Genomic DNA, 24,849 nt, shown 5'->3' with positions numbered 1-24,849 from the left:
ACGGCCCCGCACCCGCTCAGGCTACTTGGTCTTCTGCACGAAGTCGGGGTGCTCCAACAGGAAAGCGTCGAGCTGTTCGGTACGCAGGGCGGTGAAGAAGTCCTCCGCCGGTTCGAGCAGTTGCTCACCCCGGTAGTTGCTGCCGGTGCCGATCCCCCCACCCGGCAGCTTGATCGTCTCGATCGCGTCGGGACGGATGTCCTTGAGGGCCAGCCCGAAGTCCACCACGCTGTTGCCGCGCCCGTTGAAGACCAGCGACTTGCCGGCCGCGCGCAGCACCCGGTCCAGCTTGACGGGGTTGGTCACCACGTCGGCGCTGAACGCCTGGCTCGCCATCGCCTTGACGAACTGCTGCTGGTGCCGCTGCCGGCCGTAGTCGCCGTCCGGTACGCCGTTCTTCGGGTAGCGCTGCCGGACGTAGTCCAGCGCCTGCCAGCCCTTGAGGTGGGCGTTGCCCTTCTTGTACACCGCCTGCGGGCCGAGGTAGCCCCCGCCGCCGGGCCGGAGCTGGCGCGGGGTGCCGTCCGGCTGGAGGTGCTCGGAGCGCACCTCCCGCTCGATGTACATGTCGACACCGCCCATGGCGTCGACGATCTTCTTGAACCCGCTGAAGTTAATAATCGCCCCGGCGTCGAAGCGCTTGATACCGGTGACCTTCTGCACGGTCAGGGCGAGCAGCTCGAAGCCCTGTGCGGTGCTGGGGTTCTGCCCCGGCACGTTGCTGCCGTGCGACATGGCCGCGTTGAGCCGGTCGTTGGCGCCCGCGTAGTCGGCCTTGGGGAAGGCCGGGATATCGACCCGCAGGTCGCGCGGGAGCGAGAAGAGATAGCCGCGGTCCATGGTGGCGGGCACGTGCAGGACCATGATCGAGTCGGCCAGCGGGCGGGCGGTCGACGTCCGGGGGTCCACACCGACGAGCAGGATGTTGAGCGGGCCCTTGATGTCGCTCTTCTTCTCGTTGGCGCCGGCGGCCTGGTCACCGAAGAGGTCGGCCTTGCCCACCGATCCCTCGTAGCGGGCGACCAGGGCGCGGGAGCCGATCAGCACGGAGCCGCTGAGCACCACCATGACGATGCCCAGGATCGTGCAGACGCGGGCCCACCGAGGCACGCCGCGCCACATGGACCGCTTCCCGCGATCCGCGCCGCCCTTACCACCCACGAGCATCTCCAATCGTCGCGCCCACGGGTAGGAAGACGGGCGCGGGGGTCCGTTTGGTTGCAGAGATCAACGGCCGGGATGTGAAGTCGTGTCAGGAACGGTACCGCGCGATTCGGCGAACTGCTTGCTGGACAACCGGGCATCTGGTAGTGCACCGGCCCGAAAAGGCGGAGGCCGCCCCGGCTTTCGCCGGGACGGCCTCCGTGGGTGTGAGCGGGCTCTCAGCCCTCCTCGTCCATCAGTTCCTTGGCCTTGGCCTTGAGGTCCTCCAGGCCGCCGCACATGAAGAACGCCTGCTCCGGGAAGTGGTCGAACTCCCCCTCGCTGATTCGGCGGAAGGCGTCGATGGTCTCGGCGATCGGGACCGTCGAGCCGGGAACGCCGGTGAACTGCTCCGCCGCGTACGTGTTCTGCGAGAGGAACCGCTCGATCCGGCGGGCGCGGCCGACGGTGAGCTTGTCCTCCTCGGAGAGCTCCTCGATACCGAGGATGGCGATGATGTCCTGCAGGTCCTTGTAGCGCTGCAGGATCCGCTTCACCTCGGTGGCGACGGCGAAGTGCTCCTCGCCGACGAACTCCGGGGCGAGGATCCGGGACGAGGACGCCAGCGGGTCCACGGCCGGGTAGATGCCCTTGTCGGAGATCGACCGCTCCAGGTTGGTGGTCGCGTCGAGGTGGGCGAACGTGGTGGCCGGCGCCGGGTCGGTGTAGTCGTCGGCGGGCACGTAGATCGCCTGCATCGAGGTGATGGCCTGGCCCCGGACGGAGGTGATCCGCTCCTGGAGCTCGCCCATCTCGTCGGCCAGGGTCGGCTGGTAACCCACGGCGCTCGGCATACGGCCGAGCAGCGTGGACACTTCGGAACCGGCCTGGGTGAAGCGGAAGATGTTGTCGATGAAGAGCAGCACCTCCTGCTTCTTCACGTCACGGAAGTACTCCGCCATGGTCAGGGCGGACAGCGCGACCCGCAGGCGGGTGCCCGGCGGCTCGTCCATCTGGCCGTAGACCAGCGCGGTCTTGTCGATGACGCCCGACTCGGTCATCTCGGCGATGAGGTCGTTGCCCTCGCGGGTGCGCTCACCCACGCCGGCGAAGACCGAGGTACCACCGAAGTTCCGGGCCACCCGGGTGATCATCTCCTGGATGAGCACCGTCTTGCCCACGCCCGCGCCGCCGAACAGGCCGATCTTGCCGCCCTTGACGTACGGGGCGAGCAGGTCGATGACCTTGATGCCGGTCTCCAGCATCTCGGTCTTCGGCTCCAGGTCCGCGAAGGCCGGGGCCTTGCGGTGGATGCCCCACCGGTCGTCGGCCTCGATCGTCTCGCCCTCGGTGAGGTTGAGGCACTCGCCGATCGCGTTGAACACGTGGCCCTTGACCGCGTCGCCCACCGGCACGCTGATCGGCGCCCCGGTGTCACGCACGTCGGCACCGCGAACCAGACCGTCGGTCGGCTGCATCGAGATGGCGCGGACCAGGTTGTCGCCCAGGTGCTGGGCGACCTCCAGGGTCAGCGTCTTCTCACCACCGGAGAGGGTCACGTCGACCTGCAGAGCGTTGAACAGCTCCGGCATGGCGTCGCGCGGGAACTCGGCGTCGACGACCGGGCCGATGACCCGGACCACGCGACCCGTGGCCGTCTTGGTCTCAACTGCGGATACAGTCATCACACTTCACTTCCCGACGCGGCCAGCGCGTTCGCGCCGCCGACGATCTCACTGATCTCCTGGGTGATCCCGGCCTGACGGGCCGAGTTCATCTCGCGCGTGTACTTCTCGATCATCTCTTCGGCGTTGTCGGTGGCGCTCTTCATCGCCCGCCGGCGGGCAGCCGACTCGCTGGCCGCCGACTCCAGCAACGCCGCGAAGATCCGCGTGTTGATGTACTTCGGCAGCAGGGCGTCGAGCAGCGACTCCGGCTCCGGCTCGAACTCGTACGCCGGCAGCGCGCCCTCGGTCCGCGGCCGGTCCTCGACCTGCATCGGGCCGATGATCCGGGTCACCGGGTTCTGCGTCATCAGGGACTTGAACTCGGTGTAGACGATGTGCAGCTCGTCCACGCCGAGGATCCCGTCGGCGCCGGCATCCCCGTCCACGTCGTCCGCGCCGGCGGTGAACGCCTTGATCAGCGTGTCACCGACCTCGCGGGCGTCGGCGAACGTCGGCTGCTCGGAGAAGCCGGTCCAGCTTCCGGCGATCTGCCGGCTGCGGAACCGGTAGTACGCCACGCCCTTGCGGCCGATGACGTAGAGCACCGGCTCCTTGCCGTCGGCGCGCAGCCGGGCGCTCAGCGACTCGGCGGTCCGGATCGCGTTCGAGCTGTAGCCACCGGCCAGACCCCGGTCGGCCGTCACCAGCAGGACGCCCGCCCGCCGCACCCGCTCGCGCGGGGTGAGCAGCGGGTGGTCGATCCGCGCGTTCGAGGCCAGCGCCGTCAGCACGCCGGTGATCGCCTCGGCGTACGGCAGCGAGGCCGCCACCTTGGCCTGGGCCTTGGCGATGCGGCTCGTCGCGACGAGCTCCATCGCCTTGGTGATCTTCTTCATCCCCTTGGCGGAACGGATCCGCTGCCGGAGAACGCGTACCTGGGCGGCCATCGGATCAGCTCTCGGCCGGGCGGTCGGTGGCGCCGTCGCGGAAGCGGGTCACCGTCTCGCGGGACGGCTCGCCCTCCAGCGGCTTGGCCGGCGCGTCGTTGACCCGGACCTCGTCCTCCTTGCCCAGGAAGAGCTGCTTGAACTCGGTGATCGCGGAGTCGAGCGAGGCGATGATGTCGTCGCCCCACTTGTTGTCCGCGATCGAGGCCAGGATGCCCTCGTGCTTGTGCCGCAGGTACTGCAGGAACTCCGACTCGAAGCGGCGGACCTCGCCGACCGGGACGTCGTCCAGCTTGCCCTCGGTGCCGGCCCAGACGGAGACGACCTGCTCCTGCACCGGGTACGGCGAGTAGTTCGGCTGCTTGAGCAGCTCGACCAGGCGGGAACCGCGGTCCAGCTGGGCCCGGGAGGCCCGGTCCAGGTCGGAGGCGAAGGCGGCGAACGCCTCCAGCTCGCGGAACTGGGCCAAGTTCAGCCGCAGCGAGCCGGCGACCTTCTTCATCGGCTTCACCTGCGCGGCGCCACCGACCCGGGAGACCGAGGTGCCGACGTTGATAGCCGGCCGGACGCCCTGGTTGAACAGGTCGGTCTCCAGGAAGATCTGGCCGTCGGTGATGGAGATGACGTTGGTCGGGATGAACGCCGAGATGTCGTTCGCCTTGGTCTCGATGATCGGCAGACCGGTCATCGAGCCGCCGCCCAGCTCGTCGGAGAGCTTGGCGCAGCGCTCCAGCAGACGCGAGTGCAGGTAGAAGACGTCACCCGGGTAGGCCTCGCGGCCCGGCGGGCGGCGCAGCAGCAGCGACACGGCGCGGTACGCCTCGGCCTGCTTGCTCAGGTCGTCGAAGACGATCAGGACGTGCTTGCCGCCGTACATCCAGTGCTGCCCGATGGACGAGCCGGTGTAGGGGGCGAGGTACTTGAAGCCGGCCGGGTCGGAGGCCGGGGAGGCGACGATGGTGGTGTACTCCATCGCGCCCGCCTCCTCCAGCGTCCCCTTGATGGAGGCGATGGTGGAGGCCTTCTGGCCGATCGCGACGTAGATGCAGCGGACCTGCTTCTTCGGGTCGCCGGAGCGCCAGTTCTCGCGCTGGTTGAGGATGGTGTCCAGGGCGACGGTGGTCTTGCCCGTCTTCCGGTCACCGATGATCAGCTGGCGCTGGCCGCGGCCGATCGGGGTCATCGCGTCGACGGCCTTGATGCCCGTCTGCAGCGGCTCGTCGACCGACTTGCGGGACATCACGTTCGGGGCTTGGAGCTCCAGCTCGCGGTAGCCCTCGTTGGCGATGTCACCGAGGCCGTCGATCGGCTCGCCGAGCGCGTTGACCACGCGACCGAGGAACGCGTCACCGATCGGCACCGAGAGCACCCGGCCGGTGCGCTTGACGCGCTGACCCTCTTCGATCCCGCCGAAGTCACCGAGGACGACGACACCGATCTCCCGGACGTCGAGGTTCAGCGCCACACCGAGCGTGCCGTCCTCGAACTCCAGGAGCTCGTTGGTCATGGTCGAGGGAAGGCCCTCGACGTGGGCGATGCCGTCACCGGCGTCGGCGACGGTGCCGACCTCCTCGCGGGAGACGTCGGCCGTGTAGGAGGAGACGTAGCGCTCCAGGGCGCCGCGGATCTCCTCCGTCGAGATGGTCAGCTCGGCCATCCTCTGCTTCCTTAAGTATCTCAGGGCCCGGGATACCTAGTACCGGCCGGTCCGATGGCGTCGAATCAGGGCTGCTAAGACGCTGGTCAGCGCTTCGCGAGCGCGTTGCGGGTCTCGTTGAGGCGGCGCAGGACGGTGCCGTCGTACAGGTCGGAGCCGACCCGTACGCGTGCCCCCCCGAGCACGTCGGAGTCGACCGTCTGCTTGACGGAGACCTCCCGACCGTACATCTCCGAGAGGCGGGCACCGAGGCGTCGTTCCTCCTCCTCGGTCAGCGGGGACGCCACGGTCACGTACGCGACCTGACGGTCCCGCCGGTCGGCGGCCAGCTCGACCAGCCGGGTGAGCGCACCGGTGAAGGAGCGTCCCCCGAAGCCGGCGAGCGCGGCCTCGACGAGGCTGACGGTGACCGGCTGGGCCTTGCCGGCGAGCAACTGCCGGGCCAGTTCGGCCCGCCGCTCGACCGAGGCCATCGGGTCGGAGAGCGCGTTCGACAGCTCGGCGGAACCACCGACGACCTGCCCGAAGCGGAACAGCTCGTCCTCCACCTCGCCCAGGTCTCCGGACAGGTCCGCGCTGGCGAGCAGCGCTTCCACGCCGAGGCGCTCGACGCCGTCGAGCAGCTCGGACGAGTTCGACCAGCGGCCGGACACCAGCGACGCGAGCAGGTCGAGCGCTTCCGCGCCGATCCGGCCGCGCAGCATGTCACCGAGCAGACCGGAGCGGTCCGACCCGGCCCGGGCCGGGTCGGAGAGCGCCCGGCGCAGCCGCGGCTCGCGCCGCAGCAGGTCGGCGACGGAGAGGATGTCGTCGGCGGTGGAGGCCACCGCCGACGGCTCCGCGCCGCGGACGTACGCGTCGAGGCGCTCGGCCCCGGCCCGGTACGACTCCCGGCTGGCGGCCTGCATCAGCGGGCCCCCGTGCTCTCGAGACCGCTCAGGAACCGGTCGACGGTGCCCTTGCGACGCGCCTCGTCGGCGAGCGACTCACCGACGATCTTGCTGGCCAGGTCCACCGCGATGGTGCCCACCTCGGTACGCAGCTCGCGCACGATGGTGGCCCGCTCGGCGGCGAGCTGCTCCTTGCCGGCGGCGATGATCCGGTCGGACTCCTCACGCGCCTTGGCGAGGATGTCCTGGCGGATGCCGTCGGCGTCGGCCCGCGCGTCGTCGCGGATCTTGGCGGCGTCGGTACGCGCCTCCGCGAGCTGGGCCCGGTACTGCTCGAGCAGCTTGTTCGCCTCGGCCTGGGCCGCCTCGGCGCGCTTGATGCCACCCTCGATCGCGTCGACCCGCGCCTGGTACATCGCCTCCATGCGGGGCATGACGAACTTCAGCAGGACGAAGACGAGCAGGGCGAAGGAGATCGTTCCGACGACCATCTCCTGCCAGATCGGCAAGATCGGATTGTGCGCGCCTTCGGCGGCGAGATACATGTCAGACCTCCGGATCGGGAGAGCTCGCGTCAGCTAACGGCGAAGGCGAGCACCAGGCCGAACAGCGCCAGCGCCTCGACCAGGGCGAAGCCCAGCACCAGCCAGGTGCGGTTGTAGCCGGCCGACTCGGGCTGGCGAGCGCTCGACTGGATGTAGGCCGCGAAGACCAGAGCCACACCGATACCGGGGCCGATGGCGGCGAGGCCGTAGCCGATGGTGTTGACGTTGCCACCGATCTCGGCAAGAACGTTCATTGCGGGTATTCCTCCTAGTTCACACGTGAGGGCTCACGTGTACGCGGTCGGTACCAGATGCTTGGCCGGGCCGGGTGCCCGCCGAGCCGGATCTCAGTGCTCGTCGGCCAGCGACGTGCCGATGTAGTTGGCGCTCAGCGTGACGAAGACGTATGCCTGCAGCACCGCAACCAGCGCCTCGAAGAAGGCCATCACGATCGCCATCGCGAAGGAGAAGACCGAGGTCGCCTGGACGAAGACGCTGCTCGACCCGAGCATCACGAAGCCGCCGACGGTGAAGACCAGCAGGAGCAGGTGGCCGGCGAACATGTTGGCGAAGAGCCGCAGTGCCAGGGTGACCGGCCGGACGACGAAGTTCTGCAGGAACTCGATCGGAATCAGCAGGAAGTGCATCGGCCACGGCACGCCGGGCAGGATGAGGCTCTGCTTGAGGTACTTGCCGAGGCCGTGCTTGCGGACGCCGACGTAGTTGTACATGACGTACGAGATGGCGGCGAGCACGATCGGGAACGCGATGTGCGAGTTCGGCGAGATCTGCAGGCCGGGCACGATGCTGAAGATGTTGGTCAGCAGGATGAAGCTGAACAGCACGGTGAGGTAGGGCGCGAAGCGGATGCCCGCGTTGCCCATCTGCTCACGGGCGATGTTGTCCCGGACCAGCCCGTAGACCGCCTCGGCGGCCCACTGGCCCTTGCCCGGCACCAGCTTCGGCTTCCGGTACGCGGCCACGAAGAAGATGATCAGCAGCGCGACGGCGATCCAGATCATGATGCTGAACTTGGTGACCCAGGGGCCGGCCACGTTCGGCGGGTAGAAATCCCCGACGCTGGGGGGCCAGGGAAGGTCCTGGGCGACGACCAGCTGTCCGCTCACCGTGTCATCCTCCGCACTCAACAGACCCGCGTGTGCCGGAACTCAGGCACTGAGCCTCTTCATGATCAGGTAGATCGCCCCGGCCGCGCCGAGCATCATGCCGACGGCGACCCCGATGCCGGCTGGCAGACCGAAGAAGCGTTCCGCCAACCAGCCGAGGCCACCCCACACCAGAATGCCGGCGAGCAGGTAACCCACGACGGCGCCTGCCACACCCTCCGACGAGTGCTCGTCGGACTTGTGGGAGTGGGGGTCATCGGCCATGACGTGGCGAACAATATCAGCAGGGGCGCGCGGGGATGTGCGGCACCCCCCACACTGCGGGCAGCGTGCGGGCCGTACTGCGGGCGCGTCAACCTGGCGCCACGTTACTCCTGTCGCGCCCGTCAGGGCACCCGCCGTACCGGACACGATTCCGCAAAGTCACTCGATGTCGTCGCGACGCTCGAATGTGGGCAGCGGTGATCTCATCGCCCAGGTCAGGTGGGCGCCGGTCCACGCCACCACGGCCGCGATGATCGCCACGCCCATGTCCGGCAGACCGGGCCAGCCGGTGGCCGCCACGGCGGCCATCACCACGCCCAGGATCACGATCTTGGTGGCGTAGGTGACCAACCCGACCGACATGATCATCCGTGGGTGGATGGCGTCCGCCCAGGCCACCGAGAGGCTGGAGATCAGGTAGCTGACGATCACCAGCGCCACCCCGGCCGCGAAGCCGGCCGCCCCGGTCGGGCCGCGCAGCAGCGCCGCCGCCGGCACCCCCACCACCGCGAGGGCCGCGCACGCCAGCAACGGTAGGCGCAGGTGGTTCAGCCGGGACCGGATCGCGCCGGGCTCACCCGCCCGTGGCGCCGTCATCGGGGGTACGCCGGGAAGGCGGCGACCAGCTCGGTGACCTCGCGGGCCACCTCGGCCAGCGCGTCGGCGCCACCGGGAGCGGCCGGATCGGTGCGGACCGCGCGCCCGATCAGCCCCGCGATCCGGCGCATCTCCCCCTCGCGCATGCCCTGGGTGGTCACGCTCGGCGTACCCACGCGGATGCCGGAGGCCACCATCGGCGGCTGCGGGTCGTACGGGATCGCGTTCTTGTTCAGCGTGATGCCGGCGGCGTCGCAGCGGGCCTCGGCCTCGGCGCCGGTCACGCCGGTCTCCCGCAGGTCGAGCAGGGCCAGGTGGGTGTCGGTGCCGCCGGAGACCGGCGGCAGCCCCTCCGCGGCCAGCCCGTCGGCGAGCGCGCGGGCGTTGGCGACCACCTGGGCGGCGTACGTGCGGAACTCCGGCTGCGCGGCCTCGCGCAGCGCGACCGCCTTGGCCGCGACGGCGTGCATCAGCGGGCCACCCTGGGTGAACGGGAAGACCGCCTTGTCGATCCGGGCCGCCAGCGGCTCCCGGCAGAGGATCATGCCGCCGCGCGGGCCGCGCAGCACCTTGTGGGTGGTCGCGGTGACCACGTCGGCGTACGGCACCGGGGACGGGATCGCGCCGCCGGCCACCAGGCCGATGAAGTGGGCGGCGTCCACCATCAGGTACGCGTCGACCTCGTCGGCGATCTCCCGGAAGCGGGCGAAGTCGATCAGGCGCGGGTACGCGGTCGCGCCGCAGATGATCATCTTCGGCCGGTGCGCGCGGGCCAGGTCGCGTACCTCGTCGTAGTCGATCGTCCCGGTGTCCCGCCGGACGGTGTAGCCGACCGGGTGGAACCACTTGCCGGAGAAGTTCACCCGGCTGCCGTGGGTCAGGTGCCCGCCGTGCGGCAGGTCCATGGCCAGCACCGTGTCACCCGGCTGCACCAGGGCGGCGTACGCGGCCAGGTTGGCGCTCGCCCCGGAGTGCGGCTGGACGTTCGCGTGCTCGGCGCCGAACAGGTCCTTCGCCCGGGAGACGGCCAGCTCCTCGGCCCGGTCCACCTCGGCGCAGCCGCCGTAGTAGCGCCGGCCCGGGTAGCCCTCGGCGTACTTGTTGGTGAGCGTGGAACCCAGCGCGGCCAGCACCGCGGGCGAGGTCAGGTTCTCGCTGGCGATCAACTGCAGGCCGCCGCGCAGCCGGTCCAGCTCACCCAGCACCACCTCGGCGATCTCCGGGTCGACGGCACTGAGCTGCTGGAAGTCCGGCCCCCAGAAGGTATCCCTCGCGTTCTCCACAGCGAAGGAGTCTACGGAGCCGCACACTGGAGGCCGTGAGATGCCTCGTCACCGGTGCGACCGGCTACATCGGCGGACGCCTCGCGCCCCGGCTGCTGGCCGAGGGGCACACCGTACGCTGCCTGGCCCGTACCGCCGGACGGCTGCGGGACGTGCCGTGGGCGGCCGAGGCGGAGGTCGTCGAGGGCGACCTGCGCCGGCCGGAGACGCTGCCGGCCGTGTTCGAGGGCATCGAGGTGGCGTACTACCTGGTCCACTCGCTCGGCCAGCGCGGGTTCGAGGCGGCCGACCGGGAGGCGGCGACGAACTTCGCCGAGGCGGCGCGCGCCGCGGGCGTACGCCGGATCGTGTATCTCGGCGGGCCGGAGCCGGCGGAGCGCGACGGCCTGCCCTCGGCGCACCTGCGCTCCCGGGCGGAGGTCGCGCGGATCCTGCTGGACAGCGGCGTGCCCACAGCGGTGCTGCGCGCCGCCGTGATCATCGGGTCCGGCTCGGCCTCGTTCGAGATGCTGCGCTACCTGACCGAGCGGCTCCCGGCGATGGTCACCCCGCGCTGGGTACGCAACCGGATCCAGCCGATCGCGGTCCGGGACGTGCTGCGCTACCTGGTCGGCTGCGCGCACCTCCCGGCCGACGTCAACCGGGCCTTCGACATCGGCGGCCCGGACGTGCTGACCTTCACCGAGATGATGCAGCGCTACGCCCGGGTGGCCGGGCTGCGGCCCCGGGTCATCCTGCCGGTCCGCCCGCTCACCCCGTCGCTCTCCTCGCACTGGGTCGGCCTGATCACGCCGGTGCCGAACGCGATCGCCCGGCCGCTGGTGGAGAGCCTGGTGCACGAGGCGGTGGCGCACGAGCACGACATCGCCGCGTACGTGCCGGACCCGCCGGACGGGCTGACCGGCTTCGACCAGGCGGTCGCGCTGGCGCTGTCGAAGGTGCGCGACGCGCAGGTGGAGACGCGCTGGTCGAACGCGAGCGGGCCGGACGCGCCCGCCGAGCCGCTGCCGTCGGACCCGCGCTGGTCCGGCGGCACCGCGTACACGGATCTGCGGGAGCGGGCGGTGGACGCGCCACCGGCGGCGCTGTGGCGGGTCATCGAGGGCGTCGGCGGCGAGAACGGCTGGTACTCGTTCCCGCTCGCCTGGTCGGTGCGCGGCTGGATGGATCGCCTGATCGGCGGCGTCGGGCTACGGCGGGGCCGGCGCGACCCGCACCGGCTGCAGGTCGGTGAGGCGCTGGACTTCTGGCGGGTCGAGGAGATCATCCCGGGTGAGCTGCTGCGGCTGCGCGCCGAGATGCGGCTGCCCGGGCGGGCCTGGCTGGAGATGCGCGCCGAGCCGGACGGCGACGGGCGCAGCAGATACGTCCAGCGTGCCGTGTTCCTCCCGCGCGGCCTGCCCGGCCACCTCTACTGGGCCTCGGTGGCCCCGTTCCACGCTGTCGTCTTCGGCGGCATGGCCCGCAACATCGCCCGGGGCGCCGAACACCCGGCCGGTTAGGCCGGAGAGCCGCTGGGCAGTGCGGGGCCGAGGAGCAGCCCGCCGTCGATGACGTACTCGGCGCCGGTGATGAAGGCCGCCTCCGGCGACACGAGGAACATCAGCAGCGCGGTGATGTCGGCGGGCTGCCCGAGTCGCGGGACGGCGAACGGCTCGGGCGAGTAGAAGTCGGCGATCGGGGCGTCGCTGCCGGCCGCCGGCTCGGTGATGAACGGAGTCTCGACCACGCCGGGGTGGATCGCGTTGACGCGGATGTTGTCGCGGCCCAGTTCGAGGGCGGCGGTCCGGGTGAGCCCTCGAACGGCCCACTTGCCGGCGACGTAGGGCGCGTAGAAGGCGGTACCACCCAAGCCCATGGTGGAGCCGATGTTGACGATCGTTCCTCCCCCCGCGCGCCGCAGCGCCGGGGCGGCCGCCTTGATGCCGAGGAACGTGCCGGTGAGGTTGACGTCGAGGATGCGAGCCCACGTGGCCCGGTCGGTGGACTCGATCAGGGCCGGCGGGTTCTGCACCCCGGCGTTGTTGACCAGGGTCGTGAGCGCACCGAATGCCGTCTCGGTCTCCGCGACGGCGGCGGCCCACGACTCCTCCCGGGAGACGTCCAGGCGGACGAATCGTGCCCGGGGTCCCAGTTCGGCGGCGAGGTCGGCGCCACGTTCGGCGTCGATGGCACCGATGACGACGTTGGCGCCTTCGGCGTGCAGGGCGCGGACGTGGCTGGCCCCCTGCCCACCGGTGCCGCCGGTGACGAGAACGGTCTGCTGGGCGAAGCGGGACATCGGATCCTCCGGAAGGGTGGGACGGGTGGTGAGTCGATTGACTCACCATTCCGAAGTTACGCCGCCGCGAGTGGTGAGTCAACCCACTCACCTCGCTATGATTGCCGCATGACCCCAGCGCCGTCGGCCTATCACCAGCGCGTGGCGGAGGAGAAGCGCGCGCTGATCGTGCAGGCCGCCACCGAGCTCTTCCTGGAGTTGGGCTACGACCGGGCGTCACTGGCGCGTGTCGCCGCCGACGCCGGCGTGTCGAAGGCGACGCTGTTCAAGCAGTTCCCGACGAAGGCGGCACTGTTCGACGCCATCGTCATCAACTCGTGGGCCCGCCACGACGTCGCCGACGTGCCGCCCGCCGGTGACCTGACGGCCGGCTTGACGGTTCTCGGGCGGCACTACGCGACGCTGTTGAGCCGGCCGGAGATGACCGACCTGTTCCGCATCGTGATCGCCGAACTGCCCCGCTTTCCCGAACTGGCCAGAGCGCATTTCGCGCAGGGCAAACTGCCGTACTTCGAGTCCGTCCGGACCTACCTCGTGGCCGAGCACGAGGCGGGAGGCGCGGACATCGCCGACCCGGAGCTGGCCGCCACGCATTTCCTCGGGATGATCTCCAACTACCTGCTCTGGCCGCGCCTGGTCCTTCCGGACTGGACGGTCACCCCGGACCGCACGACAGCGGTCGTCGACGAAGCCGTCCGAACCATGGTCGCGCGGTACGGCAGGTCGACGAGCTGACGCTCAGTTGCCGGTGCGCGGGCTGGTGTGCTGGAAGGCCACCGCCTGGCCCGGGGGCACGAAGTCGCGTACCGGCTCGTCGCGCAGCGACCACGCCAGGATGCGGCCCACGGCGGCGATCTGCCGTTTCTGCACCCCGCCGCCGACCGCGTCCCGGGGGTCGTCCGGGTTCGCCGCGATCGTCGCCACCGACAGCTGCGGGGTGAACGCGACGACCGTCTCGGTGGCGTTCCGCTCCGAGCTGCCGGTCTTGCCCGCCACCGGCCGGCGCAGACCCGGGGCCAGCTCCTCGGCGGTGCCGCCGTCGCAGCGCCGGTACATCGACTGGTCGCCGACCGGGCAGCGGCTGGCGTCCGCCGCCGCGCGGGCGACCTCGGTGTCGAGCACCTGTCGGCAGTCGGTGTTGCCGGCGGCCACCGTCCGGCCGGCCGGGTCGGTGATCGAGGTGACCGGCGTGGGCCGGCACCAGGTGCCCTCGGCGGCCACCGCGGCGTACGCGCCGGCCAGGTCCAGCGGCGTGGTGGCGGAGACCCCGAGCGTGAACGGTCCCCAGCTCTTGGCGCCCTCGCGCGCCATCCGGGCGTCCGCCGGGGCACGGAACACGATGCCCAGCCGCTGCGCCATCTCGACCACCCGGTCCGCGCCGACGCGCTCGGTCAGCCACGCGAAGTACGTGTTCACCGACCGGCCGAACGCGTCCCACATGTCCCGGTCGCCGTCCATCCAGTAGGTGTTGGCGTTCTCCGGGCACCACCGGCCGCCGCAGCTCGCCGGACCGGCGCCGACCGGGTACTGCGTCACGTAGACGCGCGGCGCGTCGAACTCGGTGTCCAGTGGCAGCCCGGACTCCAGCGCGGCCAGCAGCGCGAACAGCTTGAACGTCGAGCCCGCCTGGTAGCCGGTGATGCCGCCACCGCCGGCCACCAGCTGGTTGACGGTGTTCGGGAAGTTCTGCTGCCCGGCCGGGTTGGCGGCCGTGCCGTAGGTGCGGTTCACCGCCATCGCCAGCACCCGGCCGGTGCCCGGCTGCACCACCGCCGTCGGCGCGGCCCGCGCGATCGTCTCCGGGTAGATCTCCCGCACCTGCTCGCTCGCCTTGGCCTGCACGTCCGGGTCGAGCGAGGACACGATCTTCCAGCCGCCCCGGCGCAGCGTCCGCTGCCGCTCGTCCACGTTCTCGCCGAACGCCGGCTGGGCGTTCCACCACTGGGTGAACCAGTCGCAGAAGAAGCCCCAGTCGTTGTGGTCGGCAGGCACCGCCGCGCAGTCGTTCGGCGTGGTGTTGGGCTTGAGGACCAACTCCGTCGCCTTCGCCGCCTCGGCATCGGCCACGTTCACCCGGCCGGTCTCCACCATCCGGTCCAGCACGTACGCCCGGCGTTGCACCGCCGCGTCGGCGTCGCCGTTGATCGGGTCGTCGGCCGGGGACCGGACCAGCCCGGCGAGCAGCGCGGCCTGGGCCAGCGTGAGCCGCTCCGGGGTGGTGGAGAAGTAGCGCTTGCTGGCGGCGGCAATGCCGTACGCCCCGGCGCCGAAGTACGCGATGTTCAGGTAGCGCCCGAGGATCTCGTCCTTGCCGACCTGCCGTTCCAGCGTCAGCGCGTACCGCATCTCGCGGATCTTGCGCCCGACGGTGATCTCGGTGGCGGCGGCGCGCTGCTCCTCGGTCAGCCGGGGGTCACCGGCCAGCGCGTTGCGCACGTACTGCATGGTCAGCGTGGAGGCACCCTGGCGGGTGCCCTCACGGCGGTTGGCGGTGAACGCCCGCGCCACGCCGCGCACGTCGACGCCGTGGTGCTCGTAGAAGCGCACGTCCTCGGCGGCCACGATGGCGTCGCGCATCACCGGCGCCACCTCGGCGACCGGCACGTCCACCCGGTCCTCGACGTAGAACGAGGTGATCAGCGTCCGCCCGTCGTTGGCGTACAGGTTGGAGCGCTGCGCCGGCTGCGGCGTCTTGAGCGCCTCCGGCAGCGCGGTGTACGGCATCAGGTTCTTCACGCCCAGCCCGAAGACCAGCGCGGCCGGCAGCGCGGCGGCGGCCAGGGCCAGTCCGGCGAGCACGCCGGCGAGCACAACGGTGAACAGCTTGTCGAGATAGGCCCGGTTCATCAGCTCTCCCCGCAGGAGCCGGCCGTACGGACCCGTTCAGAATGACCGGATTGGCCGCTTTCGCCGCCATCTTCCGCGAAATGCGCAGGAAGTTCGCGAGGAAGGATGAACCGCGATCAGGGGAGCAGGACGGCAGCCAGCGGCTGCACCGTCTCCTCGATCTCGTCGGCGACCCGGCTGAAGCACTGGTCGCCCCGCCCCCACGGGTCGTCCAGATCGTCCGTGGGCAGCGCGGAGGCGTTCTGCCGGGCCGCGTCGGCGGCCGCCACCAGGGCGACGCCGCGCGCGTACACGGCGTCCGGCGTCGGCTCCGCCGGCGGCAGGGCGGACCGGTCCAGCCCGCCGAGCAGGCGGCCGAACTCACCCAGCACGAACGTGCGCGCGGCGGCGTCCGGCCGCAGCGCCACCACGTACTCCTGCTGGTCGGCGGTCGCGGTGAGCACCAGGTCGGCGGCGTCGATCAGGTCGGAGCGCAGCCGGCGGGCGGCGAACCCCTCGGTGTCACCGCCGCGCGAGATCACCTGCCGGGCGGCGGGCGGGTTCATCTCCTCCCCCGCGTGCCAGCCGCCGGTGCCGGCGCTGTGGCTGTGCACGAGCGCGTCCGACCCGGCCGGGTCGACGTCGAGGCGGGCCAGCCGCTCCCGGACCGCGAGCAGCAGCAGCCGCTCGGCCATCGGCGACCGGCAGATGTTGCCCATGCAGACGTGCAGAACGGTGAAGGGCGGCACTCAGACCCCCCGCTCGTCGAGGATGTCCGGCACGACCTCGCGCAGCTTCGCCAGCGTCACCGCGCCCTCGCGCAGCACCCGCGGCACCTCGCCGGTCAGGTCGACGATGGTGCTCGGCACCGGGTCCACCGCCGGCCCGGCCTCCAGGTAGGCCCGGACGCCGTAGCCGAGCTGGTCGCGCGCCTCCTCGGCGGTGAGCGCGGCGGGCTGACCGACCTTGTTGGCCGAGGCGACGGCCATCGGGCCGGTCTCCCGCAGCACCTCCAGCGCGACCGGGTGCAGCGGCATCCGCACCGCCACCGTGCCGCTGCTGTCGCCCAGGTCCCACGCCAGGCTCGGCGAGTGCTCCACCACGATGGTCAGCGCACCGGGCCAGAACGCCTCGACCAGGTCGCGAGCCGCGCCGGGCAGCGAGAAGACCAGGCCGTCGAGCGTGTGCCGGGAACCGATGAGCACCGGCGGCGCCTGCCGGGCGCCACCCTTGGTGTCCGCCAGGGCCTTCACCGCGTACGGGGTGAAGGCGTCCGCCCCGATGCCGTAGACCGTGTCGGTCGGCAGGACGACGAGTTCCCCGTTCTTGACCGCCTCGATGGCAGCGGCGATGCCGCGGTCCCGGTCGGCGGGCGACCGACAGTCGTAGAGCATCACGAGGAGTCAGTCTGCCACGCCGGGGCCGGGTCGGCGTGGGTGCCGTCCGCCCGCCGGGACGCGCTCGCCCAGCGGGGCCGCCCGGCGAGGTCCCGGTGCTCCTCGACCCGGTCGTAGCGGCCGTCGCCGCGCAGCAGCCCGGGCACCGCCGCCGCATGGGTGTCGTCGTGCTCGATGCCGATCGCACCGCCCGGGCGCAGCAGCACGGCGGCCCGGCCGATCACCGGCCGGATCACGTCGAGTCCGTCCGCGCCGCCGAACACCGCCTCGTCCGGGTCGTGCCCGGCCACCTCCGGCGGCACCGTCACCGACCTCGGCACGTACGGCGGGTTGCACAGCAGCACGTCGACCCGCCCGGCCAGGCCGGCCAGCAGGTCCGGATCGGTCACGTCGGCGGCCACCACCTCGACCGGCCGGTCCCCGGCGGCGGCCCGGTCCGCCGCGTTGCGCCGCAGCCACGACAGCGCGGCCGGGAACCGCTCCACCGCCACCACCCGGGCCGCGGGCACCTCCTGCGCCACCGCCAGGGCGATCGCGCCCGACCCGCTGCACAGGTCGACCACGAGCGGCGCGTCGTGCTCCCGGGCCCGCTCGATCCCCCAGCCGGCCAGCAGTTCCGTCTCCGGCCGGGGCACGAACACGCCCGGCCCGACGGCCAGCTCCAGGTGCCGGAATCCGGCCGACCCGATCAGGTGCTGCAACGGCTCCCGGGTCACCCGCCGGCCGACGAGCGCGTCCAGGCGGTCACGTTGCGCCGGGGTGAAGCCGTCGGCGATCGCCAGCCGGCCCCGCGGCACCTGGAGGACGTACGCGGCGAGCTGCTCGGCCTCGGCGCGGGGCGCCTCGACGCCCGCCGCCGCGAGCGCGCGCGCCACCCGGTTGATCACCAGCGAGGGGCGTTCGCGTTCTGTCCCTTCGGACGGGTGTTGCGGGAGTGCGGTCACGCAATAATCATGAGGCGTCGCGGCTCACCTCACGAGCGGGTGCGTCCGGGCGCACACCGCAGGGAGGTCGCGAGTGGGCTGGCTCGACCAGGTCGAGGACCAGGTTGACGCTCTCCGCCGCGCTCGGTCCCTCCAGGAGGCCAGCCGGTCCGCGGAGGCGTGCGCCCTGCTCGACCGCGTCATCCGCACCACCGACGACCCGTACGCCCGCGCCGACGCGCTCGTGCAACGCCTGTCCGCGCTGATCAACCTCGGCCGGACCGCCGAGTTCACCAGGGCCGTCGAGGACGCCTCCGCCGCCGTCCGCGACCTGGCCGAGCCCTACCTGCACGGGCACCTCAACGCGCTGGCCGCGCTCGCCGCCCACCACCAGGGCGCGCTGGACCGCTGCGTGATGCACCTGGTCCGGGCCGCCCGCGCGCTCGGCGCCGACGACGACCCCGACCGGGACACCGCCTGGGGCTGGCACGACCTGGCGATGGCGTACTCGTACCTGAGCTTCCACGGTCACGCGCTGGGCGCGATCGAGCGCGCCCGCGAGGTCGGGCTCAGCGTCGGCATCCCCGAGGAGACGTTCGCCGCGCCCGGCATCCGGCTGCGCAACGCGGTGGCGCTCGACCACAACGGCGACAGCGACGGCTGCCTGCGGGTGCTGCGCGACGTCGCCGGTGACCTGGCCCGGTTCCTGCGCGGCGGGCGCGCCGGCAACCTGCGCCCGAGCAGCCTGGCCGCGTACGGCTACGCCGCCGCCCGCCGGGCCGCGCTCGGCGACCGGGTGGAGTCCGCCGGAGACGCCGACCCGAACCGGCTGCTCGGCCACGGCGGTGACAGCGCCCGTGCCCGCGACCTGCGCCAGCTCGGCCAGGTCTGCCTGGCGGTGGCCGCCGGGCGCCCGATCGAGGCGGTCACCCGGCTGGACTCGCTGCGCGTCTCCGACGAGACGCTCGGCGCCGCCGAGCCGCCCCGGCTGCGCAGCGTCGCGCTGGCCCGGGCCGGTGACCACGCGGGCGCGCACCGGGCCGACCGGCACGCGTTCCGGCTGGCGGCACGGCGCAGCGACCGGCTGCGGGACGTCTACATCGACGGCATCGCCGCCCGGATCGACCACGAGGAGATGCGCCGCGAGGCCGCCCGGTACGAGGGCGAGGCACTCACCGACCCGCTCACCGGCCTGCCGAACCGGCGCCGGCTGGAGCGCTACCTGGGCGCAGTGGTGTCCCGGGGCGAACGGGTCGTGATCGGCGTCTGCGACCTCGACGGGTTCAAGGCGGTGAACACCCGCCACGGCCACCACTCCGGCGACCTGGTGCTGCAACGGGTGGCCGGCGTGATCAACCGGGTGATGCGACGAGGTGACTTCGTGGCCCGCTACGGCGGCGACGAGTTCGTCGTGGTGCTACCCGACACCGGCATGCCGGAGGCGGTCGAGGTGGCCCGCCGGATCGAGGCGGCCGTCCGCACCGAGGACTGGGAGTCCCTGGTCCCCGGCACGCCGGTCGGGGTGACGATCGGCTTCGCCGAGGTCGACGGCAGCACCACGGTGAGCGTCCGGGAGGCGCTCGGCACCGCGTTCGAGCTGGCCGACCGGGAGATGCTGCGGGCCAAGGCGCGGTTGCGGGCGAGCTGAGCGGTAAGGAAGGGCCCCCTGTTAACGCCTCCGGTAGAGGAAGGGCCCCCTGTTAACACCCCAGCGGTCAGCGGCGGGACAGCTCCGTCTCGCCGGCCAGCCGGGCCGCACGGTCCGCCTCGGTCAGCGCGTCGAGCACCCCGTCCAGCTCGCCGGCCAGCGCCAGGTCCAGGTTGTACGCCGTGTAGCCGATGCGGTGGTCGGTGATCCGGTTCTGCGGGAAGTTGTAGGTGCGGATCCGCTCGGACCGGTCCACGGTGCGGACCTGCGCCTTGCGGGCGTCCGAGGCCGCCGCGTCCGCCTGCTCCTGGGCGGCGGCGAGCAGCCGGGCGCGCAGGATGCGCATGGCCTGCTCCCGGTTCTGCAGCTGCGACTTCTCGTTCTGGCAGGAGACCACGATGCCGGTCGGTACGTGGGTGATCCGGACCGCCGAGTCGGTGGTGTTCACCGACTGCCCACCGGGGCCGGACGAGCGGAACACGTCGATACGCAGCTCGTTCGGGTCGATGGTGACGTCGACGTCCTCCGCCTCGGGCAGCACCAGCACACCGGCGGCGCTGGTGTGGATGCGGCCCTGCGACTCGGTGACCGGGACGCGCTGCACCCGGTGCACGCCGCCCTCCCACTTGAGCCGGGACCAGACGCCGTTGCCGCCCTCCGGTACGCCCTTGCTCTTGATCGCCAGCGAGACGTCCTTGACGCCGCCCAGGTCGGAGTCCTGCGCGTCGATCACCTCGGTGGCCCAGCCGTGCCGCTCGGCGTACCTGGTGTACATCCGCAGCAGGTCACCGGCGAACAGTGCGGACTCCTCGCCGCCCTCGCCGGCCTTGATCTCGACGATCACGTCCTTGGCGTCGTGCGGATCGCGCGGGATGAGCAGTTCCGCGAGCCGCTCCTCCAGCGCCGGCAGCGAGGCCGCGATGGCGTCCGCCTCGGCGCCGAACGTCGGGTCCTCGGCAGCCAGCTCACGGGCCGCTGCCAGGTCGGCGCGGGCCTGCTCCAGCTCACCGGCGGCCTTGTGCAGCGGGACCAGCTCGGCGTACCGACGGCCGACCCGCCGGGCGGTGCCCTGGTCGCCGTGGATGGCCGGGTCGGCCAGCCGCCGCTCCAGCTCGGCGTACTCGTCGAGGAGGGCGGCCAGGCGCTCACTGCTCATGCTGCGGATGCTCCTTGGGGATGGAACCGGCACAAACGGACGAACGCCCGTGCCCGGCAGGAGCCGGACACGGGCGTCGTCGACGGAGCTACTTGGCCTTCTTGGCCTGAACCTTGGCGTACTTCTGCTGGAACTTCGCGACCCGGCCGGCGGTGTCCAGCACGCGCTGCTTACCGGTGTAGAACGGGTGGCAGGCGCTGCAGGTCTCGACGCTGATGGCGCCGCCCTTGGCGGTGCTGCGGGTCGTGAAGGTGTTGCCGCAGGAGCAGCGGACCTCGGTGGTCACGTACTCCGGGTGGATGTTGGGCTTCATGTCGCCTCGGTCCTTTCGTCGGTGGTCGCCGGGTCGCCGTCGGTGCGCCCCGTCGTCACGACGGGCTCGGGCGTGAACCGGAACCGGTGGCCGATTGACCAGTCTGCCACGGGCGTCTTCCACCCGGCACAGGAGGTCCGCCACCCCCAACGCCGGCCCACCCCTCCGCATTCCCACAGCCACCCCACCCACTCCCCCCGCCCACCCCCGCCTTCGGCCGTCGCTCCCGGCCCCAGCCCCCACCCGGGCCCTGGCCCTGGCGCTGCCCTGGCCCTGGCGCTGGGCTGGCCCTGGCGCTGGGCTGGCCCTGGCGCTGGGCTGGCCCTGGCGTTGGGGCTAGAGCTGGCTCGGCTCGGCCGGCCTCCGGCCCGGGCCCTGGCCGCGGCTCCGGCTCCGGCTCCGGCTCCGGCTCCGGCTCCGGCGATCATGAGGTTGGCGGCACTTTCTGCCCGCTTTGTCCCGGGCTAACTTCATGGTCAATAGGACTGGGCGTAGGGCGCGCCCAGATTCGTGGGCGAGTGGAACGCAGTGGGTGCCATCGGGCCGTTTTGACACCCATGGCGCTCCACTCGGGCGGGGAGCCGGGCTGAGGCGGACGGGCCTGCTGACGCGAACGAGCCAGCTGAGGTGGGCCGGGGCTCCTCCCCCAGGATGAGGAGCCCCGGCCCCGGATCAGGCCGCCGGAGCGAGGACCGCCGCGGCCGTGGTCACCGTCGCCTCGGCCTTGACGCCGTTCACGGTCACCGTGAGCAGGATCTGCGCGCCGGGGCGCAACGCGGTGAGCTTGCCCGTGGCCGGGTCGAACCAGGCGGCGTGCCACGGACGTACCCCCGTGGCGCCCCCGACGTGCAGGTTCGGCGAACCGGCCCAGTCGGCGCTGACCGGCGCGGCCACCGGCACCTGCCGGCCGCCGGGCTGCGTGAGCGTGGCCGTGACGTCCACCGGCGCTCCCCGCCGCACCTGTGCGGGCGCGGCCAGCGCGAGCCGGTCGGTGTGCGCGTGCATCTCCGCGCTCACCCACGTCGGCCCTTCGGCCAGCGGGTCGCGGCGGGCCCGCTCGGCCTCCCCCGGCGTCACCGGGTCCACCCCGAACTCGGTCCAACCGGTGAAACCGCCGAGCGCCGCCGGGGTGGACGGGCCCTTGCCCGAGTTGCCGTTGATCACGTACGGCACGCCGTCCACCCGGTCGGCGTGGAACGTGCCGACGTGGCCGTTCACCATCAGGGCGCCCTTGCCGGTGCGGTGCTGGAAGTCGGCCAGCCACTGCTCGACCAGTGCCGCCTCCTTGCGGTCGCCGAGCTGGCTGGCCTTGGCCGGGCTCGGGTCGCGCGGCGGGTGGTGGAAGAACACCGCCACCGAGCCGACCGAGCGGTCGGCGGCCGCCTGGTCGAGCGTCCGGCGCAGCAGCTCCACCTGGTCGAACCCGCCGCCGCGCAACGACCCGGTGGCGGTGCTGAGCGTGAGGAACCGGGTGCCCCGGTGGTCGAAGACGCGCGAGGTGTCCCCGAAGACGCTCCGGAAGTTGTCGATCGGGGCGCCCATGATCTCGTGGTTACCCGGCACGTAGTGGTACGGCACCTCGCCGCCCAGTTCCTCGTCCAGGAGGCGCTTGGCCAGCGCGAAGTCCGCCGGGTAGGCGGTGTCCACGAAGTCCCCGTTGATGATCAGGAAGTCCGGTCGGGCGGCGCGGACCTCGCGCAGCGTACGGCGGGCCTGGGCGACCAGGTCGCTGTCCGGGTCGGCGGCGACGAACTGGGCGTCGGAGAGCACCGCGAAGCGCCACGGCGCGCCGTCCACAGTGCCGTCGCGCAGCACCACCCGGTCGGTGCGGTTCGGCTCCGGCGGCGCCTGCACGTCCGGCGGTACCCGGGCCACCAGGTCGTCGATCACCACCTCGCTGCGGTACTGCTTCGCCGGGTCGGTCTCGGCCACGTAGAACCGGCGCACCCGCACCGGGTACTGCACCCCCGGCGGTACGGCGAACTCGACGTACTTCCAGCCGGTCCAGTCCAGGTACGGGCCGCGCAGCACGAACTGGGTGTCCTGCGCGTCGTGCAGGTGCAGGCTGGGCCACTCGCCGGTGCCGTTCGCCTTGATCCACATGCCGAACGCCTGCGGCTGGCCCGGTACGTCGATCCAGGCGGGCGGGTCGGCGTACGCGGCCCGGGTGCCGGTGGACTGGCTGAAGTCGTACGACATCCGCAGCCCGCCGCCGGTGTGCCCCTCGGCCGGTGCGACCGCCCCGGCGGCGCGGGCCTGGCTGAACTTCCAGGACGCGGCGTCGTCGAACCCGGCCACCGGCACGTCGGTGAGCCCGACGGTCACCGGCAGGACCGTGCTCCGGTTGCCGACCCGCGCGGTGATCAGCGCCGAGCCGGTCGCGGCGAGCGCCGTGACGGCCAGGTTGCCGTCGGCGGTGGGGGTGACCGAGAGCAGGTCGCTGTCGTACTCCAGCGTCAGGTCGGTCGGCTCGATCGGCGCGGTGTTGCCCTCGGCGTCGTAGCCGACTACGCCGAACAGGCCGCTGTCACCGGCCCGGTCCAGGCCGACCCGGTCGACGGTGCCGTCGATGCGCTGCAGCGGGCCGAGCACTGTCAGCTCGATGGTGCCCCGGGCCCGGCCGCGCGCCGCGGTGACGGTGCTGCGGCCGGGGACGGCGGCCCGGAACACGCCGTCGCCGTCGACCCGGCCGTGGGTGGCGTGCCAGCGCGGATCGCCCGCGGCCGGGCCGTACGTCTCGTCGTATCCGGCGGCGGTGAGCCGGCGGGTGAGGCCCGGGAAGACCCGGTCCGGCCGGCCGCCGCGTACCGGCGCGACACCGGGTGCGGCGGTCGGATCGCTGGCGGTCTCGAGCCAGTAGCCGGTGAGCCGGCCGCTGCCCTTCGGGGCGTAGACGGCCAGCCCGTTCGGCACCGGCCGCTCGCTGCCGTCGGACGGGCTGTTCTCCACCTGGACCGTGGCCGCGCCCGGCTCCCGGGCGAGCAGCGTGGAGGAGCCGCCGCCGTCGAGGTTGAGCGCGTTCGCGGCGCCCAGCTCGGCCATCATGCGGCCCATCTCGGTCTGGGTGACGCCCCGGCTGTCCACCTGCCGCCCGTCCACCGTCAGCATGATCATCTTGCGGCCGTCGGCGGAGAAGCCGACGGCGGTGCGCGGGGCCAGCGACGCGTCGGCGATGCTCTGCACCACGCCGTCGCGGACCAGCACGTTGCCGCCACCCACGGCGGCGCGCAAGTCACCGCCGTCGGAGGCCCGCGGCCGCCAGGTCAGGTCCACCGCGTCGCCGGGACGCAGCGCGGCGAGCGCGTCGGCACCGGTCTCGCGACCGAGCAGCACGGTGCTGCCGGCCGGGATCGGCCCCTCGCCCGCCGTGGTGGCGACGCTCGCCACCCGGCCGCCGGTCACCGTCACCTCGACCGTCCGGGCCGCGCCCTCCACCGCCCGCGTGCGGGTGTACGACCCCCAGAGCGGCGTGAACACGCCCACGCCGTCGCGCTGCACCAGGTTGTTGAACTGGGTGAGCGGCACCGGCCCGGCAGGCAGCGTCGCGGTGCCCTCGAAGCCGACCTCGACGACCCGGCCGATGCCCTGGGCGCTGATGCCGACCGCGTTGGGGTGCCCGGCGACGGGCGACTGCACCAGTTCGCCGGAGCGGATGCCGACGCCCTGGGCGGCACCGGAGTTGTTGATGTCGAAGAAGTCGCCGTTCACCGCCGCGACGGCACGGGAGCGGTCCACCGCGGTGCGCAGCGGCTCGTCCTTGGTGACCTCACCGGAGTTCACGTAGTCGACAGTGAGCCCGCCGGCCAGGTCGGCGGTGAGGGCGTCGGCGCGCAGCCAGCCGGCCGCGTCGTACCTGTCGAAGGAGGTCAGGTTGAGGCCGGGCGCGACCGGCCGGGTGGTCTTGGCGGTCTCCAGGCCGCCGGCCGGTTCCACACCGGCCAGCGCGACGGCCGAGTCGGGACGGGACGAGGCGCGTGGCGCGTCCTCGGCGGCGGTGGCGCCCGGCGGCGCGACGGCCGGTGGCGCGGCAGTGGCGACGGACGGCGCCGGCGCGGTGAGTGTCAGCAACGGCGTCAGCAGCAGGACGCCGGCGAGGCGGGCGGGTCGACTGCGGGTTCGCATGGACGACAGTCAACCCGACGATGAACAGAAGTTTCAATACCTAGCGGCTGAACCGTAGAAAAA

22 protein-coding genes are annotated in these 24,849 nt (G+C 72.2%); 3 read left to right on the top strand and 19 right to left on the bottom strand.

The window, feature by feature from the left end:
* Positions 1-21: 21 nt before the first annotated feature.
* The 11 genes from O7607_RS17795 to glyA all read right to left on the bottom strand — a co-directional run bounded on the left by O7607_RS17795 (position 22) and on the right by glyA (position 10,120).
* Entirely contained in the window at positions 22-1,167 is a 1,146-nt protein-coding gene (locus tag O7607_RS17795) for an LCP family protein (protein WP_269704364.1), read from the bottom strand.
* A gap of 215 nt (positions 1,168-1,382) precedes the next feature.
* Positions 1,383-2,828, bottom strand: coding sequence for a F0F1 ATP synthase subunit beta (gene atpD, locus O7607_RS17790; RefSeq protein WP_269704363.1), 1,446 nt, complete (start codon positions 2,826-2,828; stop codon positions 1,383-1,385).
* The gene (locus O7607_RS17785) at positions 2,828-3,757 is read right to left on the bottom strand and encodes a F0F1 ATP synthase subunit gamma (protein ID WP_269704362.1); all 930 of its coding nucleotides are present in this window, start codon (positions 3,755-3,757) and stop codon (positions 2,828-2,830) included. The genes atpD and O7607_RS17785 overlap by 1 nt, the downstream gene beginning before the upstream one ends.
* Before the next feature lie 4 nt (positions 3,758-3,761).
* Positions 3,762-5,414: a F0F1 ATP synthase subunit alpha gene (gene atpA, locus O7607_RS17780; protein WP_269704361.1), complete on the bottom strand. Its 1,653-nt coding sequence runs from the start codon at positions 5,412-5,414 to the stop codon at positions 3,762-3,764.
* An 86-nt stretch (positions 5,415-5,500) separates the two neighbouring features.
* Entirely contained in the window at positions 5,501-6,322 is an 822-nt protein-coding gene (locus tag O7607_RS17775; protein WP_269704360.1) for a F0F1 ATP synthase subunit delta, read from the bottom strand.
* A complete protein-coding gene (locus tag O7607_RS17770) occupies positions 6,322-6,849 on the bottom strand; it encodes a F0F1 ATP synthase subunit B (protein ID WP_030504731.1) in 528 nt (175 codons plus the stop codon). Before O7607_RS17770 ends, O7607_RS17775 begins: the two co-directional genes overlap by 1 nt.
* Positions 6,850-6,878: 29 nt before the next feature.
* A complete protein-coding gene (gene atpE, locus O7607_RS17765; RefSeq protein WP_018789141.1) occupies positions 6,879-7,103 on the bottom strand; it encodes an ATP synthase F0 subunit C in 225 nt (74 codons plus the stop codon).
* Between the two features lie 93 nt (positions 7,104-7,196).
* Entirely contained in the window at positions 7,197-7,976 is a 780-nt protein-coding gene (atpB, locus tag O7607_RS17760) for a F0F1 ATP synthase subunit A (protein WP_030504732.1), read from the bottom strand.
* Positions 7,977-8,018: 42 nt separating this feature from the next.
* Complete coding sequence (locus tag O7607_RS17755) at positions 8,019-8,240, bottom strand: hypothetical protein (protein ID WP_269704359.1); 222 nt, start codon at positions 8,238-8,240, stop codon at positions 8,019-8,021.
* A 159-nt stretch (positions 8,241-8,399) separates the two neighbouring features.
* Positions 8,400-8,837: a hypothetical protein gene (locus O7607_RS17750; RefSeq protein WP_269704358.1), complete on the bottom strand. Its 438-nt coding sequence runs from the start codon at positions 8,835-8,837 to the stop codon at positions 8,400-8,402.
* Positions 8,834-10,120: a serine hydroxymethyltransferase gene (gene glyA, locus O7607_RS17745; RefSeq protein WP_269704357.1), complete on the bottom strand. Its 1,287-nt coding sequence runs from the start codon at positions 10,118-10,120 to the stop codon at positions 8,834-8,836. The genes O7607_RS17750 and glyA overlap by 4 nt, the downstream gene beginning before the upstream one ends.
* A gap of 35 nt (positions 10,121-10,155) precedes the next feature.
* On the opposite strand from glyA, the gene O7607_RS17740 reads away from it, so the two are divergent.
* Positions 10,156-11,622: an SDR family oxidoreductase gene (locus tag O7607_RS17740; protein WP_269704356.1), complete on the top strand. Its 1,467-nt coding sequence runs from the start codon at positions 10,156-10,158 to the stop codon at positions 11,620-11,622.
* Here the strand turns inward: O7607_RS17740 and O7607_RS17735 are convergent.
* The gene (locus tag O7607_RS17735) at positions 11,619-12,401 is read right to left on the bottom strand and encodes an SDR family NAD(P)-dependent oxidoreductase (RefSeq protein WP_269704355.1); all 783 of its coding nucleotides are present in this window, start codon (positions 12,399-12,401) and stop codon (positions 11,619-11,621) included. The two genes, O7607_RS17740 and O7607_RS17735, sit on opposite strands and share 4 nt — an antisense overlap.
* 108 nt (positions 12,402-12,509) lie before the next feature.
* Between O7607_RS17735 and O7607_RS17730 the strand changes: the two genes are divergently transcribed.
* Positions 12,510-13,136, top strand: a complete 627-nt coding sequence (locus O7607_RS17730; protein ID WP_269704353.1) for a TetR/AcrR family transcriptional regulator — start codon at positions 12,510-12,512, stop codon at positions 13,134-13,136.
* Between the two features lie 3 nt (positions 13,137-13,139).
* On the opposite strand, the gene O7607_RS17725 is transcribed toward O7607_RS17730, so the two are convergent.
* The 4 genes from O7607_RS17725 to prmC form a co-directional block, all read right to left on the bottom strand.
* Complete coding sequence (locus O7607_RS17725; protein ID WP_269704352.1) at positions 13,140-15,248, bottom strand: transglycosylase domain-containing protein; 2,109 nt, start codon at positions 15,246-15,248, stop codon at positions 13,140-13,142.
* Positions 15,249-15,364: 116 nt separating this feature from the next.
* On the bottom strand, positions 15,365-15,976 hold the full coding sequence (locus O7607_RS17720; RefSeq protein WP_269704351.1) for an arsenate reductase/protein-tyrosine-phosphatase family protein: 612 nt from the start codon (positions 15,974-15,976) through the stop codon (positions 15,365-15,367).
* A complete protein-coding gene (locus tag O7607_RS17715; protein ID WP_116511660.1) occupies positions 15,977-16,621 on the bottom strand; it encodes an L-threonylcarbamoyladenylate synthase in 645 nt (214 codons plus the stop codon).
* Positions 16,621-17,511, bottom strand: coding sequence for a peptide chain release factor N(5)-glutamine methyltransferase (prmC, locus tag O7607_RS17710; RefSeq protein WP_442929530.1), 891 nt, complete (start codon positions 17,509-17,511; stop codon positions 16,621-16,623). Before prmC ends, O7607_RS17715 begins: the two co-directional genes overlap by 1 nt.
* Positions 17,512-17,641: 130 nt before the next feature.
* Between prmC and O7607_RS17705 the strand changes: the two genes are divergently transcribed.
* Positions 17,642-19,195 (top strand): GGDEF domain-containing protein, encoded by a 1,554-nt coding sequence (locus O7607_RS17705; protein ID WP_269704349.1) that lies wholly within the window; start codon positions 17,642-17,644, stop codon positions 19,193-19,195.
* A gap of 67 nt (positions 19,196-19,262) precedes the next feature.
* Here the strand turns inward: O7607_RS17705 and prfA are convergent, their stop codons facing one another.
* The 3 genes from prfA to O7607_RS17690 all read right to left on the bottom strand — a co-directional run bounded on the left by prfA (position 19,263) and on the right by O7607_RS17690 (position 24,786).
* Positions 19,263-20,351, bottom strand: coding sequence for a peptide chain release factor 1 (gene prfA / locus O7607_RS17700; protein WP_269704348.1), 1,089 nt, complete (start codon positions 20,349-20,351; stop codon positions 19,263-19,265).
* Between the two features lie 88 nt (positions 20,352-20,439).
* Positions 20,440-20,664 (bottom strand): 50S ribosomal protein L31, encoded by a 225-nt coding sequence (gene rpmE / locus O7607_RS17695; protein WP_013288272.1) that lies wholly within the window; start codon positions 20,662-20,664, stop codon positions 20,440-20,442.
* A 672-nt stretch (positions 20,665-21,336) separates the two neighbouring features.
* The gene (locus tag O7607_RS17690) at positions 21,337-24,786 is read right to left on the bottom strand and encodes a phosphodiester glycosidase family protein (protein ID WP_269704347.1); all 3,450 of its coding nucleotides are present in this window, start codon (positions 24,784-24,786) and stop codon (positions 21,337-21,339) included.
* Positions 24,787-24,849: the final 63 nt, after the last annotated feature.

Source organism: Micromonospora sp. WMMA1949 (assembly GCF_027460145.1).
GTDB lineage: Bacteria > Actinomycetota > Actinomycetes > Mycobacteriales > Micromonosporaceae > Micromonospora.
This window is presented reverse-complemented; position numbering and strand designations above follow the sequence as displayed.